We start from the raw sequence: 15,912 nt of genomic DNA on the forward strand, positions 1-15,912 counted from the left end.
GACCCGGACCGCGTCGCTCCCGCAGGTCCGTCAGCCGGCTCGCGGCGCGTCGACGACGAGCCCGGCCCCGAGGTCGACCTGCTCGCCGGGCTGCAGGACCACCGGCCGGCACGCCGGCGCATGATGGGCGAGAGCAGCCGCGAACGCCGGCCCCGCCCGGTCCATCCAGCCCGGCGGCAGCCGACGTGACGCCGGCGCGTGCAGCGTCCCCCAGTGCACCGGCACCGCGAGACGCGCACCGACGACCCGGCACGCCTCCGCCGCCTGCACCGGGTCCATGTGCCCGCCCGAGAGCCGCGGGCCCCATCCGCCGACAGGGACCACCGCGACGTCGATCGTCCCCTCGGCGAGCTCCGCCAGATCCGCCATGGCGGCGAACGGCTCGGTGTCGCCCGCCACCCAGATCGTCACCGGGCCGCTCCGCACCAGGTGACCGTTGGTCGCGTTCGGCCGGTGGGGCATCGGGCGGTGCCCGTGCACCGCCGGGACGAGGCGCACCGACACGTGCCCGGTGCGGAACCACACGTCCTCGTGCAACCCGAGTGCGGTCGGGTGGCCCCGCCCGCGCAACCAGGCGGCGTTCGCCGGGGCGGTGATCACCGGCGCGGCCCCCAGCCGCCGTAGCGACCCGAGCTCGGCGTGGTCGTGGTGCAGATGGGACAGGAGCACGAGGTCGGGGTCGCGCCAGTCCGCGTCACGCGGCTGGTCGCCGCGTCTCCGCAGCAGGCCGGCGTGCCGCCCGAGCAGAGGATCGGTGACGACCCGCGTGCCGTCGAGGTCGAGGACGGTCGTCGCGTGCCCGAGCCATCTCAGCATCGTCGTCATGTCCGTATCCCCAGCCGTCGCGCCCACCGGAGCAGCTGGACGTGGACCTGCTCCGCCCCGACGAGGATCCGTCGCCCGTCGACGTCCTCCAGGAGGTCCTCCTCGACGTCCCACCCGGCCGGGTGGAGCAGGAACGCATCGTTCTGCGGCCCACCCAGGCCACCGTGAGAACCGACGAGGCCCTCGAACGCGTGCACCCGGCCCGCCGCGTCCACCTCGGAGACCAGCACGAGGTCACCGGCGTCCGCCAGACCGACGACCCGCAGCAGGTCCGGGCGGGCCCTGGCCCCGAGCCCGATGAGCGGATCGCGACCCTCGACCGTCCCGTCCGAGAGCACGCACCAGCCGTCGGAGCCCACGGCCACCGGTCCGTGCCGGTCGGACACGGCCACCACGACAGCGATCGACGCCAGGCTCGCGAGGCCGGGGACCAGCCGCGGCCACCTCGATCGGATCTCCTCGAGCGACACCCGTCCGGGCAGCAGCGGGAACCAGACCATCCCGAGGTTGCCCGAGGCGATGACCGCGACCTCCGGCACGTCGCCGGCGCCGGACCCCACCGACCTCCCGGCCCGGTCGTCCCCGGCACCGACGGTCGTGGCACCGGCCCGCGTCGCCCGGCCGAACGCCGACGTCAGCAAGGCGTTGAGCGGCCCCCAGTCCTCACCCTCCCCGGCACGCAGCCCGCCGCCGTCCGCGACGTCCATGAGCGACCGGACCACGTCGCGCAGGGGCCGTCCCTCGACCTGCGCGAAGGTGTCTCCGAGGCTCTGGCCGTGGTCCGAGAGCACCACGACCTCATACGGACGCGGGGCCACCGACATGACCGTGTGAAGCAGCCAGAGCTCTCGGTCCAGCCCTTCGAGAGCGCGCAACGACTCCGGTCTCGTCGGCCCGGCGTGGTGCGCGATCTCGTCGTAGTCGACCAGGTCCACGAAGACGATCGGGGTGCCCCGCAGCAGCTGCTCGGCCACGAGGGACACGTTGAGGTCGCGCAGCAGCACGTTGCTCACACCGCGCGCGAGCACGTACGCCCCACGCCGGTGCACGCGCGGTCGCACCCGCCGGACCCGCTGACGACGCCCCTGGTAGAGCTCCTTGACCATCTCACCCACCGTCATGACCAGGGCGCGGGCGAGCACGAACGGGCTGGCGAAGAACCTGACGTACGCGGGGCCCGGCCCGAACCCCCCGTGCCCGAGCGCGCGGCTCATGACGAGCAGGCACGTGGCCGCGTCGCCGGAGAACATCGTGCTGATCGCAGCACCGTCCGGCGCGAGGAGCCCGTCCCCGGTCGTCATCCTGCTCTCGACGAGCGCGGCGTCCGCCGGGTGGTTCGTGACGACCAGGCGGCCGAGCTCCTTGTCCCACCAGCGGAACGACGGGACGCCCGAGCTGTCGCCGTGCAGCAGCCCCGCCTGGCTCGCAGGGGTGGTGGCCGGCACCCGGGCCCACCAGCCCGTCAGACGGTGGGAGCCGGTCCGGATCCAGCGATCCATCGTCGGGGTCAGACCGGCCTCGGCCGCCTGCTGGAGCACCTGCGTGGACACGCCGTCGAGCTGGACCACGAGCAGCCCCGGGCCCGATCCCGCCGCCGCTCCCCCGTGGCGTCGGGCCTTGCGCCGCGCACGCCGGAGCACGTCACCGACGACGTACGCGCTGTCGTTCGCCCCGATGAGCCAGCGCCCCACCGCCATCACGAGTGCCGTGATGACGAGCACCCCGACGACGTCCCCCGCGCCGGCGACGTGCAGCCCCGGCACAGCCCACAGCGCGAACCAGACGGTGACGACCTGGGCCGCCAGTCCGGCGACGAGGGCACCCATCGCACCGGAGACGAGCGCCATGACCCGGAGAGCCGGCCGGAGGAGGACGTCACCGAGCCCGACCACCGCGGCAGCGACGACGACCGCGTCGACCCGGTCCGCCGTGACGCCGTCGAGAGCGACGACGGACGCCCCGAGGCCGAGCGTCGTGGTGACGAGCTGGAGCAGGGCGTCACCGGCGTCCCGGAGCGTCGGCAACCAGGTCGGCCACCCGGGTGTCGCCGTCACGTCGTCCAGGCGACCGGGGTCGCGGGCCGGCACGCGCGCGGTCATCGCCGGGGCGGCGCCTGCCGCCGCACGTCGGAGCCCCAACGACGGGCATCCGGCAGCTCCATCGCATCGCACAGCGCATGCCAGACGGAACGCGGTTCCTCGCCGGTCTCGATGGCCTGGTACGCCGTCCGCCCGCCAAGGGCGTCGATGACGAGATCCCTGGTCAGGCTCCGACCGTAGGCCGGCCCGAACACCTCGTCGACCAGCTGCCAGAACTCGCGGTTGCGCACGCCACCAGCCTGCCATGCGACGGGCGTCGCGGTACGACCGACCGCGGCGGCGTCCGACGAGCAGCGCACCGGTGCGGCCCGGGCGTGTGTCGGTGCGACCCGCGACACTGGTCACATGACCGAGCGACGCGCCCACGCCGACGGCGTCGCCGCCGGGGCTGCAGCGGCCGACGCCCGGCGGACCGAGGCCGTGCGGACCGGCGTCGTCGACCCGCTGGCGAGTTTCGCGGTCCCGACCCGGGACTGGTTCACCGGTGCGTTCGCCGCCCCGACCGCAGCGCAGACCGGGACCTGGGCGGCCGTCCAGGGCGGCGACCACGCGTTGGTCGTCGCACCGACGGGCTCGGGCAAGACGCTCGCCGCGTTCCTCTGGGCGCTGGACGGCCTGCTCGCACGCGGAGGGGACGTCCCGGCGGCCGCCGAGCGGTGCCGTGTGGTGTACGTCTCGCCGCTCAAGGCTCTCGCCGCGGACGTCGAGCGGAACCTGCGCTCGCCCCTCGTCGGCATCCGCCAGGCCGCGCTGCGCCGTGGCGCGATCCTGCCGGAGGTGCGGATCGGGGTCCGCACCGGCGACACCCCACCGCACGAGCGTCGTAGCCTCGCCACGTCTCCGCCGGACATCCTCATCACGACACCGGAGTCGCTCTACCTGATTCTCACGTCGGCGGCGCGTCAGGGGCTCGCCGGCGTGCACACCGTGATCGTCGACGAGATCCACGCAGTCGCGGGGACCAAGCGCGGCGCCCACCTCGCCGTGTCGCTCGAGCGTCTCGACGCCCTCCTGGGCCGACCGGCGCAGCGGATCGGGCTCTCGGCGACCGTGCGACCGGCCGACGCGGTGGCCCGCTTCCTCGTCGGCGGGCGATCCGAGGCCGATGGGGCGCGACCGGTCACGATCGTCAGCCCGCCGTCCGCCAAGCAGGTGGTCGTCGACGTCGTCGTGCCGGTTCCCGACCTCGCGGACGTCGCCAGCGCCCCGACCGCACGCCGCGGAGGAGACCCGTCGACACTCGACGAGGAGGACCTGACCGGCCCGGCCGCCGCCGAGCTGCCGCGGGCCTCGATCTGGCCCCACGTCGAGGAGCGCGTCGTCGACCTGGTCGCCGACCACCGCACGACGCTCGTCTTCACGAACTCGCGCCGCGGTGCCGAACGCCTCACCGCCCGGATGAACGAGGTCTGGGCGGAACGGCAGGGAGTCGTGCTCCCGGAACCGGGGACGCTCGTCCCGGCCCAGGTCACGGCACAGTCGGGGACGTCGATCGGGCTCGATCCCGCGCTCCCCGTCCTCGCCCGGGCGCACCACGGGTCGATGAGCCGGTCCCAGCGCACCCGGACCGAGTCGGAGCTGAAGTCGGGAGACCTCCCGGCCGTCGTCGCGACGTCCTCGCTCGAGCTCGGGATCGACATGGGTGCGATCGATCTCGTGGTGCAGGTCGGCGCACCGCCGTCCGTGGCGAGCGGCCTGCAACGCGTCGGGCGTGCCGGGCACCAGGTCGGCGCGGTCTCGCGCGGTGTCGTCTTCCCGACGTTCCGTGGCGAGCTGATCCCTGCGGCCGTGATCGGTGATCGGATGCGGCGCGGTGAGATCGAGGCGCTCCATGTGCTCGCGAACCCGCTCGACGTGCTCGCGCAGCAGGTCGTGGCCATGGTCGCCGTCGACGACTGGACCGTCGCGGACCTGGCCGAGGTGGTGCGCCGCGCCGCGCCGTTCGCCACCCTCGGTGACGCGACCCTGCGCGCCGTGCTCGACATGCTTGCCGGACGATATCCGAGCGAGGACTTCGGCGAGCTCCGGGCCCGGATCGTCTGGGATCGTGCCACCGACACCCTCACGGCGCGCCCCGGCGCTCAACGCCTCGCCGTGACGAGTGGCGGCACGATCCCCGACCGCGGTCTGTACGGTGTCTTCCTCTCCTCAGGCGCGAGCGCGGGGCCCGACGCCGCGGTCGACGGCCCGGGCACCGACGGCCCCGGTACCGACGGATCGGCGCGACGTCACCGCGGGGGCAAGCGAGTCGGGGAGCTCGACGAGGAGATGGTGTACGAGTCCCGCGTCGGCGACACGTTCACCCTCGGGTCCAGCACGTGGCGTATCGACGAGATCACCCCGGACCAGGTGCTCGTCTCCCCGGCTCCCGGCGCACCGGGACGTCTTCCGTTCTGGAAGGGCGACTCGCCGGGCCGCCCGGCCGAGCTGGGGCGAGCGATCGGCGCCTGGATCCGCGAGATCGAGCACCCGCTCCCCGGGGGCGCGCCCGCGCCGGAGGTCCTCGCCGACATCGGCCTGGACCGCTGGGCGAGCGAGAACCTGCTCGCGTACCTCCACGAGCAGCGCGAGGCGACCGGACGTGTCCCGGACGACCGGACCATCGTGGTCGAGACCTTCCCGGACGAGATCGGCGACTGGCGCGTCGTGATCCACTCGCCGTACGGCGCCCGGGTGCACGGCCCCTGGGCCCTCGTCATCGCAGGTCGGTTGCGCGCAAGCGGTGCGGACGTCGCCGCGATGCCTGCGGACGACGGCATCGTCCTACGCCTCCCGGATACGTACACCGCTGACCGGCCTGGGACGGACCTCCGCGACGGTCTCGCGGAGCACGGCCCGACGCTCTCTCTCGACGATCTCCTGATCGATCCCGACGAGGTGGCCGACGCGGTCCGCGCGGAGCTCGCCGGCTCGGCTCTGTTCGGTGCCCGTTTCCGTGAGGCGGCCTCGCGCGCGCTGCTGCTGCCGCGACGACGTCCCGACCGCCGTCAGCCGCTCTGGCAGCAACGGCACCGGTCAGCTCAGCTCCTCGGCGTCGCGGCCGACCACCCGGACTTCCCGATCCTGCTGGAGGCCGCACGCGAGTGCCTCCAGGACGACTTCGACGTCGCGGCCCTCGCCGACCTGATGCGCGACCTCGCCGGAGGGCTGGTCCGGATGGTCCAGGTGACGACGACGTCCCCGTCGCCGTTCGCGCAGTCGCTGCTGTTCGGGTACACAGCCCAGTTCCTCTACGACGGGGATGCGCCGCTCGCCGAACGCCGGGCCGCTGCCCTCACCCTCGACCCGACCCTCCTGGCGGAGCTCCTCGGCCACGGTGCCGGTTCCCAGCTCGCCGAGCTGCTCGACCCCGAGGTCATCGAACGCACCGAACGCGAGCTCGGGGCGCTGACCCGGGAACGGCAGGCCCGCGACGCCGAGGCGGTCGCCGACCTCGTCCGCCGGCACGGCCCCCTGACGACCGGCGACGTCGAGGCGCGTACCCGCGAGGACGTCCGCGACCGCACCACCCGGTGGCTCGAGGACCTCGAGTCGGCACGGCGGGTGATCCGGGTCCGTTTCGCGACGGACCGGACCTCGGCGGCGGGCGGCGGGCGAGCATCCGAGCACTGGGCCGCCGTCGAGGACGCCGGACGGCTGAGGGACGCACTCGGGGTCGCGCTGCCCGTCGGGATCTCGGAGGCGTTCACCGAGGTCGTCCGCGACCCTCTCGGTGACCTGCTCCGTCGGCACGCACGCACCCGCGGGCCGTTCACCGCCGCGTCGGCTGCCGCCCGGTTCGGCCTCGGCGTCGCGGTGGTGACCGACGTGCTCGACCGTCTGGTCGCCTGCGGGACGCTCGTCGCAGGTCGCCTGAGACCCGAGGTGCTCGGCGGGATCGGAGCCGAGTACTGCGACGTCGACGTCCTGCGCACGCTTCGGCGTCGATCGCTGGCAGCGCTGCGATCGGAGGTCGAGCCTGTCCCGGAGACCACCCTCGGCGTGTTCCTCCCCCGGTGGCACGCGATCGGTCAGCTCGGCGGCGTGGACGGGCTCGCACGCGCGATCGAGCAGCTGTCGGGTGCCGTCGTGCCCGCATCCGCCCTCGAGTCGCTCATCCTTCCCGCGCGCGTGCGGGACTACACCCCGCACCTGCTCGACGAGCTCACCGCCTCAGGTGCGGTCCTGTGGTGCGGGCACGGCACCACACCGGGGGGTGACGGGCTGATCAGCCTCCACCTGACGGTCGACGCCGCCCTGACCCTCCCCGAACCGCCGGACGCGGATCAGCTCCGCACGCTCGACTCCGCCGTCCACGCGGCCGTGCTCGCCGCTCTCGCGGGCGGTGGGGCGTACTTCATGGCCGGGCTCGTCACGCGTGCGGCCGAGATCGTGGCGGCAGGGGCGCCAGGTCCGGGTGTCGACGGCGACAGCCGGGTGCCGTCAGCACCGGACAGCAGGGCACCAGGAGGCGGGGCATCAGGCAACGCGGGCGCGCCGGTGACCGTCGACACGCGCACGGTCGCGGCAGCGGTCTGGGACCTCGTCTGGGCAGGCATGGTCACCAACGACAGCCTCGGACCTCTGCGCGCGCACCTCGGGCCGCGTGCCCGCGCACCCCGCTCGGCGAGCGGTGCGCCCCGGGGCTCACGGGCGCCGGCTCGTCTCTCCTTCGCCGGTCGCGTCGGCTCCCCCGTGCTCGCCGAGCATGCCGGCAGGTGGTCGCTGCTCCCCAGCCGCGAGCCCGACCCGACCGTGCGCATGCACGCGCTCGCCTCCCGGCTGCTCGCACGGCACGGCGTGATCACCCGCGCCATCGCGCCGTCGGAGCGACTGGGTGCACGCTTCGGCGCGCTGTACCGGGTGCTCGCCATGTCCGAGACCGTTGGCCAGGTGCGCCGGGGGTACTTCGTCGAGCATCTCGGCGGCTCCCAGTTCGCTCTTCCCGCCGCTGTCGACCAGCTACGTGCCGATGCCCGCGACCTCGATCCGACGGGTCCCCGGACGGAGGTTGTCGTGACTCTCCTGGCGGCCACCGACCCGGCCAACCCGTACGGCGCTGCCCTCCCCTGGCCGGCACCCGTCGTCCCGCATGAGCCCGGTGACGGAGGCGGGCACCGACCAGGTCGCAAGGCCGGGGCGGCGGTCGTCCTCGTCGCCGGGGCGTTGGCCCTCTTCGTCGAACGCGGAGGCCGCAGCATCCTGTCGTTCACCGACGACCCCGACGTCCTGCGCCACGCGTGCGAGCGGTTGGCCACGGAGATCCGGAGCGGTTCGTTGGGACGCGTGGTGCTCACCCGGGCCGACGGCACCGACCTGCTCGGACCGCACCGGCCGACGACCCGGCTCGCCGCCGCCCTCACCGACGTGGGGTTCGCGCCCACACCCCGCGGACTGCACCTCTCAGGGCAGCGATGAGCCGCACCACGAGCGCTCGCCACGCGGACTCGATCCATGCCTGAGGGGGACGTCGTGCGTCGGACCGCGCACCGGCTGGACCAGGCGCTCGCCGGCCGGCGCCTGGTGCGCGCCGAGCTGCGATGGCCGAGCGTGGCCGGGATCGAGCTCGCGGGCCGATCGGTGCTCGGGACCATCGCCTACGGGAAGCACCTGCTCACACGCATCGACGACGGCCGCACCCTGCACACCCACCTCCGGATGGAAGGCTCGTGGTCGATCGTGCGCACCGGCACCCGGGAGGCCGCCGGGCGCGGACCATTCGTCAGGGTCGTCCTCGCTGCCGAGCCCTGGACCGCGATCGGTGACCGGCTCGGGATGGTCGACGTCCTCGCCACGCGGGACGAGCCCCGGCTCCTCGCCCACCTCGGACCGGATCTGCTGGCCGACGACTTCGTCGACGACGGCCTCGGACGCGCACTCCGCTCGCTGCATCGCGATCCGGACCGTGCCGTCTGCGACGCCCTGCTCGACCAGTCGGTCGTGGCGGGGATCGGCACGATCTTCACGGCGGAGTCGCTCTACGCCGAGCGCCTGTGGCCCTGGGTGCGCAGCGCTGACGTCCCCGACCCGCGCGCGCTCCTGCTGACCGCTCGGCGCCTGATGATCGGCGCGCTGGAGAAGCCATGGCGCCCCGGACTCAGCGACCAGCGTGGACTCCCTGCGGTGCACGGGCGGGCTCGGCAACCGTGCCGCCACTGCGGCACGACCATCAGCGTCCGACAGTCAGGCCCACCCGCCAGGCAACGGCCGATCTTCTACTGCCCGGCATGCCAGGCCCAGGGTCCGCCAGCTCGCGCGGAGACGCCACCATGAGATCGCCCAGCGCGCACCTGATCCAGCGCACACCTGATCGAACGTCACGGCGCCACCTGCTCGAGTGGCACGCCCCGCACCGCTCGGCATCCCTCCCGCGAGCGGACTCAGCCGACGCGCGCGAGCTCACCTCGTGCTCGCGCCCAGTCGCGACCGAGATCGCCGACCGATCCGACGAGCTCCGCAGGGACGGTGTCCGGGATCAGCAGACCCTCGGCCACCGCAACACGGTCGCTGACCTCACGAAGGACGATCGACAGCGGCACGTCCAGCGCCTCGCAGATGCTCGCGAGAAGCTCGGACGACGCCTCCTTCTGCCCGCGCTCGACCTCGCTCAGGTACCCGAGCGAGACACGCGCAGCAGACGACACCTCACGAAGGGTGCGCCCCTGACGCTGGCGTGCATCGCGCAGCACGTCGCCGATCTCGCGTCGTAGAACTATCACCTGGCGTCCCCCTCTCGTGTCCCGTTCCGGCTCCTGCCGTGCCGCGAACCCTGGACCGGTCGCCCCGATCCCGCGCGCCACGACACCCAGTCCCTCCTTGGTAGGAAGACTCCTACCGTACCGTGCGAACTCCGTCCCTCGACGGGGTGCACGGGCACCTCTCTCACCTGACGTCACACAGGTCTCAACGTCTGACCATCGGCACGTGTTCCCCCTCGCACAAGCACTTCGCCCGGGGAATCACCCGGACGGCCCGCCCACGCCCGGGCGCACTCACCTGTCGACGGTGGGCGCCGACGCATCAACGGTGATGACGACGCCGAGGGCGAGCTCCAACGCGAGCTCGCATGTCGCACGCCGCACGGCCGCACGATCACCGGGCAGGACCACGGACTCGACCCGGGCACCGCCTGGTCCGACGGCCGCCACGTGGACCTCTCCAGGAAGATGACCGTCCTGCGGATCGGGGCCCGCCACACCGGTCGTCGCGACCCCGACGTCCGCCCCGAGACGCTCGCGGACCCCGACCGCCATGGCCAGCGCGACGTCCCGGTCCACCGCGCCGCGGGCGGCGAGCAGGTCGGCTTCCACTCCCAGCAGGGAGGCCTTAAGGTCGGTCGCGTACGCGACGACCCCGCCGCGCAGGACCCGAGAAGCGCCGGGGACGTCCACGAGCGACGAGACGACGGCACCGCCGGTGAGCGACTCCGCGACGGCGACCGTCAGACCACGCGAGACCAGGCCGTCGACGAGGGTGCGGGCCAGCTCCGCCGAGCGTCGCCCACTCGCGTCATCACGCACCGCGCGACACCTCGGGTGCGGGGGCCGTCGCCGGCCCGTCGCTCACGTCCGCGCCGCCCGTCGGATCTGCACGACCCGCAGGACATACTCCACCCCGGTGACGACCGTGGCCGCGACAGCGAGGCCCATCGTCACGGCGGCCACGAACGAGACGGCCGACGGAAGGCTGCCGAGCGGCAGGAGGTACAGGCCGATGGCGACCGACTGGAGCACGGTCTTGATCTTGCCGCCGCGAGACGCCGGCAGGACGACGTACCGGAGCACGAGCAACCGCATGACCGTGATCCCGAGCTCCCGGACCAGGATCACCACGGTGACCCACCAGGGAAGCTCACCGAGAGCGCTGAGGATGACCAGCGCCGTCCCCATGAGGAGCTTGTCCGCGATCGGGTCGAGGAGCTTCCCGAGGTCCGTGATGCGATCGAGCCGACGCGCCAGGTAGCCGTCGAGGCGATCGGTCACGGCAGCGAGCACGAACACCGCCGTGGCCACCAGACGCCACCCGGTGCTCGTCGCACCGTCCGCGAGCATGGCCGCAGCGAACACCGGCACGAGCGCGATCCTGACCACGGTCACGACGTTCGGCGCGTTCCAGCTGGAAGGAGGAGTAGTGCCTGTCACTCCTGCAGCGTAGAGGGCACGGCGGCGCACGCGGCACCGATCGCCCGGCGAGGCGCCGCGCCCGTCACAGCTCGGTCTCCGGCCGCCCCCCCACCGAAGAGCCAGCCCTGCCCGTACCGCCATCCGCTCGCGTACAGGAAGTCCGCCTGCTCGACGTTCTCGATCCCCTCGGCGATCGTGATCATCGTCAGATCGCGGGCGAGCGACCCGAGGGCTCGTGCGACCTTCGCCGCAGCCGGGTCGTCGGGGATGCCGGACGTGAAGGACTGGTCGAGCTTCACCCCGTTCACCGGCAGGTCACGCAGGTACGACAGCGGCGAGATGCCCGTGCCGAAGTCGTCGAGCAGGATCGGCACCCCGGCTGCGCGCAGCTGCGTGAGCTCGTGCCGCACGCGGGTCCCCGAGTCGATCAGCGAGGACTCCGTGAGCTCGACGACGAGGCGTCCGGGTGCGACGCGCATGCGCGAGATCTCCCAGAGCACCCGGGCGACGAACTCACCGTCGCCGAGCTGGTCCCCGGACGCGTTGATCGACACCCACCTGGTCTGGTCCTTGCACCGCGCGAGATACGCCACGGCCTCGGTGACGACCCAGGCGCCGAGCTGCACGCCGAGACCGGCCTCCTCCGCGACGCCGAGGAACTGGTCGGGGAGCAGCATGCCGCGCTGCGGGTGCTGCCAGCGGATGAGCGCCTCGTGCCCCATGACGCGCTCGTCGGAGAGCGCCACGATCGGCTGGTAGTGCAGGGTGAGCTGCCCGTTCGTGAGGGCGTCCGTCAGCTCGGCATGAAGGCTCGTCGAGACCCCGCTCGCTGCCATGGACGGGTCGTAGACCTCGGTGCGGCCTCGCCCGGCCGCCTTCGCCCGGTAGAGCGCGGCGTCCGCCGCCGCGAGCAGGCCCGGGGCGCCGTTCGCGAGCGTGTCCGCATCGGCGAAGGCGATCCCGATGCTCGCACGGACCGCGATGCGCTTCCGCTGGAACCGCAGCGGCTCCCGGAGCCCACCGTGCACCGCTGCGGCCACCTCGACGACGGTGCGCGCGCTGTCGAGGTCCTGGAGGACGACGACGAACTCGTCACCGCCGAGCCGAGCGACCGTGCCGCGTCCTCCCGCCGCAGCGCGCAGCACCCCGGCGACGTGCACGAGCACCTCGTCACCCGCCGCGTGCCCGAGCCTGTCGTTGATCGCCTTGAAGCGGTCGAGGTCGCACGCCATCACCGCGAGCCTCCCCGCGGCCCCCGGCTGCTCGATCACGGACTGCAGGACCTCCTGCAGCAGCGTCCGGTTCGCCAGCCCGGTCAGCGGGTCGTGCATCGCGCGATGGGTCAGCATCTCCGCCTGCAGCCGCGACTCGGTGCTGTCCCTGACCTGCACGACGAAGTGGTCCGGCGCGCCGTCCGGGGTGCGGGCGAGTGCGACGTCGAGGACGGCCCAGACCTCGTGGCCGTCCGCGCGCAGGTACCGCTTCTCCTGGGAGAACCGGTGCGTCTCGCCGTCGAGCAGCCGCGCGACCTCGGCACGTTCTGCGGCTCGCTCGTCGGGGTGCGAGAGCGCAAGCAGCTCGTAGCCGCGCAGGGCATCGACCGTGGTGCCCAGCAACTCGGCGAAGGCCGCGTTCACCTCGACGAGGCGCCACCTGAGGTCGACGAGCGCCATGCCGATCGGGGCGTTCTCCATCGCGACGCGGAACTGGGTCTCGCTCCGCTCGAGCGCCGCCTTGGTCTGCTGGCGGTTCGTGACGTCCGTGAGCAGCGACAGCACCGCCACCGCGGATCCGTCGCCGTTCGGCACGAACGACGTCGAGACCTGGACGGCACGGATCATCTCCTGGCCGAGACCGGCACGACCCACGCCGACGAGCACAGGCTCGGCTGGTCGTCCCGGGCTCCCGCTCGTGCGCCGGGCCCCGAACACCCCGGCCGGTACCATCGCGAGCCCGTGCTCGTCGACGACGACGAGCCCGAGGTCGTTGATGTGGCGGCCGACCGCGTTGCTCGCCTCGACGTCCAGCATGTCGCACGCGGCCGGGTTGAGGTCCAGCACCGCGCCCCCGAGGGTCTGGAGCACGAGCCCCTCGCGCGTCGCGGCCTTGATCGCCTCGTACCACCGGTGCAGGCGGGCGATCTCGAGGCGGTCTGCCGACCACTGCCGCGTCGCGCGACGCAGCCGCAGGACCAGCACGACGACGCCGAGCGTGGCGACGAGCGCGACGGCCACGGCCACCAGATCGAGCAGCGTCGCCCGACCGATCAGCGCGAGGATCCCGTCCACTGGTCACCGTCTTCTTGGTCGAAGTAGTCCGTCGCCACAGGAGGACCATCCGGCCGCCCCACGTCGGCACCACCGACAGCCGGCTCCCCCCGGAGCATGGCGAGCGTATCGGCAAGGTCTTCCGGTTGGACGAGAACGTCGCGCGCCTTCGATCCCTCGGACGGTCCGACCACCTCGCGTGACTCCAGGAGGTCCATCAGGCGACCGGCCTTCGCGAACCCGACGCGGAGCTTGCGCTGCAGCATCGACGTCGACCCGAACTGCGTCGTGACGACCAGCTCGGCCGCCTGCAGGAGGAGGTCGAGGTCGTCGCCGATGTCCTCGTCGACCTGCTTCTTCGCAACTGTGACAGCGACATCGGTGCGGTAGTTCGGCTTCAGCTGGGTCTTGACGTGGGCGACCACCGCGTGGATCTCGGTCTCGGTGACCCACGCCCCCTGGGTGCGCATCGGCTTGGCGGCCCCCATCGGCAGGAACAACGCATCACCCTGTCCGATGAGCTTCTCGGCCCCGGGCTGGTCCAGCACGACGCGCGAGTCGGTCAGCGAGGACGTCGCGAACGCGATGCGCGACGGGACGTTCGCCTTGATCAGCCCCGTCACGACGTCCACGCTCGGCCGCTGGGTGGCCAGGACGAGGTGGATCCCTGCGGCACGCGCGAGCTGCGTGATCCGCTGGATCGCCGCCTCGACGTCGCGTGGCGCCACCATCATGAGGTCGGCGAGCTCGTCCACGATGACCAGCAGGTACGGGTACGGTGCGATCTTCCGTTCGGAGCCCGGCAGCGGTTTCACCTTGCCGGCACGGACCGCGGCGTTGAAGTCGTCGATGTGCTTGAACCCGAAGAACGCGAGGTCGTCGTATCGCGCCTCCATCTCCCGGACGACCCACTCGAGGGCCTCGGCGGCCTTCTTCGGGTTCGTGATGATCGGCGTGATGAGGTGCGGGATCCCCTCGTACACGGTGAGCTCGACCCGCTTCGGGTCGACCAGGATCATCCGGACCTGGTCCGGCGTCGACCGCATGAGGATCGACACGATCATCGAGTTCACGAAGCCCGACTTGCCGGCACCGGTCGCACCGGCGACCAGCAGGTGCGGCATCTTGGCCAGGTTGGCGACGACGTAGCCGCCTTCGACGTCCTTGCCCACCCCGATCACCATCGGGTGCTCGATCCGACGCGCGGCCGATGACCGCAGCACATCACCGAGCGACACGATCTCGCGGTCGGTGTTCGGGATCTCGATCCCTATCGCCGACTTGCCGGGGATCGGGGACAGGATCCGTACGTCGGCGCTCGCGACCGCGTAGGCGATGTTCTTGGACAGGGCCGTGACCCGCTCGACCTTGACCGCCGGGCCGAGCTCGACCTCGTACCGGGTCACGGTGGGTCCGCGGGTGAACCCGGTGACCTGGGCGTCGATCTCGAACTGGTCGAGGACGGTGGTCAGTGCCTCGACGACGCGGTCGTTCGCGGCTGACCGGACCTTGTGCGGTGCCCCCTTGGCGAGCACCTCGTCCGGCGGCAGGACGTAGAGCACGTCGCCCTCGAGCATCGGCTGCTCGCCCCGCGGTACGCCGGTGGTCGCCGGTGCCGTGAGCTCCGGTGCCGGTGCCGCCGCGCCGAGCACCGCCGTCGGTGTCACGTCGGGTTCTTCGAACGGTGCCGCCCCCGCGTCGTGCTCGCTCGGTCCGTGCTCCAGGTCCGTGAAGGCCGCGCGCTCGAACGCCTCGTCCCCGACGTAGCCACCGGGAAGGAGCTCGGTCTCGGCTGCGTCGCGATGACGTCGCCCGAGGAGCCGCTTCCGTCTGGGCTCCGGCGGTGCGGGATCGTCGGCGGAGTGCAGCGCGCGGATGTCCAGCGGCGCATCGTCGTCGTCCTCGACCTGCGTGCGGGTGACCCGTGCGTACAGCGCACGCACACGGGGGACGACCTGGTGCACCGGGGTCGCGGTCACGACCAGGAGCCCGAACACGCCGAGCAGGACCAGCAGCGGCACGGCGACCCAGGCCGTGAGCCCGGCCGCGAGCGGGTTGCCGATCGCATAGCCGACGATCCCCCCGGCACCACGCAGCTGCGCCCACCCGTCCGACGGCGCCGGCCGCCCGGAACCGACCTGGACGAGCCCGCACGCGGACACCACCAGGGCGGCGACGCCGATGCCGATGCGCGAGTTCGCCTGGCCACGGTCCGGGTGACGCATCAGCCGGACCGCACCGGCGACGAGGAGGACCGGGACGACGACCCCGACAGCCCCGAACGTGCCGGCCACGACGGCATCGACGACCTCGCCCGCGGTCCCGGCGAGACCCCACCACTCGCGTGCCGCGACGATCAGTGCCAGACCGAGCAGCGTGAACGCGGCTCCATCACGGCGGTGCGCGGGATCGAGGTCACGGGCTCCCCGACCGACCCGACGCGCTGTGCCGCCGACGACGTGCGCAGCGCCCATCCACAACCCGCGCACGAGACGAACGGGCAGTGCCGACTGCCGCGGAGGCGGTGCGGGGCGCCCACGCGAGCCGGAGCTCCCGCTCCGCCCCGCGCCGGAGCCGCGGGAAGACCCGCTGCGCGCCTGTCCCCCGCTGCTTCGATGA

10 protein-coding genes are annotated in these 15,912 nt (G+C 73.0%); 2 read left to right on the forward strand and 8 right to left on the reverse strand.

All coding sequences use genetic code 11. The features are described 5' to 3' along the window. Positions 1-30: 30 nt before the first annotated feature. From LJB74_RS02315 to LJB74_RS02325, 3 genes are read right to left on the reverse strand one after another with little or no spacing between them, the layout of a single operon-like run. Complete coding sequence (locus tag LJB74_RS02315) at positions 31-825, reverse strand: MBL fold metallo-hydrolase (RefSeq protein WP_259307014.1); 795 nt, start codon at positions 823-825, stop codon at positions 31-33. Next, positions 822-2,924 (reverse strand): alkaline phosphatase family protein, encoded by a 2,103-nt coding sequence (locus tag LJB74_RS02320; protein WP_259307015.1) that lies wholly within the window; start codon positions 2,922-2,924, stop codon positions 822-824. Before LJB74_RS02320 ends, LJB74_RS02315 begins: the two co-directional genes overlap by 4 nt. Then, positions 2,921-3,154, reverse strand: a complete 234-nt coding sequence (locus LJB74_RS02325; protein WP_259307016.1) for a DUF3046 domain-containing protein — start codon at positions 3,152-3,154, stop codon at positions 2,921-2,923. Before LJB74_RS02325 ends, LJB74_RS02320 begins: the two co-directional genes overlap by 4 nt. 115 nt (positions 3,155-3,269) lie before the next feature. On the opposite strand from LJB74_RS02325, the gene LJB74_RS02330 reads away from it, so the two are divergent. Next, positions 3,270-8,321 (forward strand): ATP-dependent helicase, encoded by a 5,052-nt coding sequence (locus LJB74_RS02330; protein WP_259307017.1) that lies wholly within the window; start codon positions 3,270-3,272, stop codon positions 8,319-8,321. 36 nt (positions 8,322-8,357) lie between these two features. Continuing rightward, positions 8,358-9,176, forward strand: a complete 819-nt coding sequence (locus tag LJB74_RS02335) for a DNA-formamidopyrimidine glycosylase family protein (protein ID WP_259307018.1) — start codon at positions 8,358-8,360, stop codon at positions 9,174-9,176. 107 nt (positions 9,177-9,283) lie between these two features. Here LJB74_RS02335 and LJB74_RS02340 read toward each other — a convergent pair whose 3' ends face one another. The 5 genes from LJB74_RS02340 to LJB74_RS02360 all read right to left on the reverse strand — a co-directional run bounded on the left by LJB74_RS02340 (position 9,284) and on the right by LJB74_RS02360 (position 15,767). Further along, positions 9,284-9,622 (reverse strand): helix-turn-helix domain-containing protein, encoded by a 339-nt coding sequence (locus tag LJB74_RS02340; RefSeq protein WP_259307019.1) that lies wholly within the window; start codon positions 9,620-9,622, stop codon positions 9,284-9,286. Positions 9,623-9,895: 273 nt separating this feature from the next. Then, on the reverse strand, positions 9,896-10,423 hold the full coding sequence (locus LJB74_RS02345; RefSeq protein WP_396125107.1) for a CinA family protein: 528 nt from the start codon (positions 10,421-10,423) through the stop codon (positions 9,896-9,898). 42 nt (positions 10,424-10,465) lie between these two features. Next, entirely contained in the window at positions 10,466-11,044 is a 579-nt protein-coding gene (gene pgsA, locus LJB74_RS02350; RefSeq protein WP_259307020.1) for a CDP-diacylglycerol--glycerol-3-phosphate 3-phosphatidyltransferase, read from the reverse strand. Then, the gene (locus LJB74_RS02355) at positions 11,041-13,314 is read right to left on the reverse strand and encodes a bifunctional diguanylate cyclase/phosphodiesterase (RefSeq protein ID WP_259307021.1); all 2,274 of its coding nucleotides are present in this window, start codon (positions 13,312-13,314) and stop codon (positions 11,041-11,043) included. Before LJB74_RS02355 ends, pgsA begins: the two co-directional genes overlap by 4 nt. After that, the gene (locus LJB74_RS02360; protein ID WP_259307022.1) at positions 13,293-15,767 is read right to left on the reverse strand and encodes a DNA translocase FtsK; all 2,475 of its coding nucleotides are present in this window, start codon (positions 15,765-15,767) and stop codon (positions 13,293-13,295) included. Before LJB74_RS02360 ends, LJB74_RS02355 begins: the two co-directional genes overlap by 22 nt. Between the last annotated feature and the right edge of the window lie 145 nt (positions 15,768-15,912).

The sequence above is a fragment of the Cellulomonas sp. P24 genome, assembly GCF_024704385.1.
Lineage (GTDB): Bacteria > Actinomycetota > Actinomycetes > Actinomycetales > Cellulomonadaceae > JAJDFX01.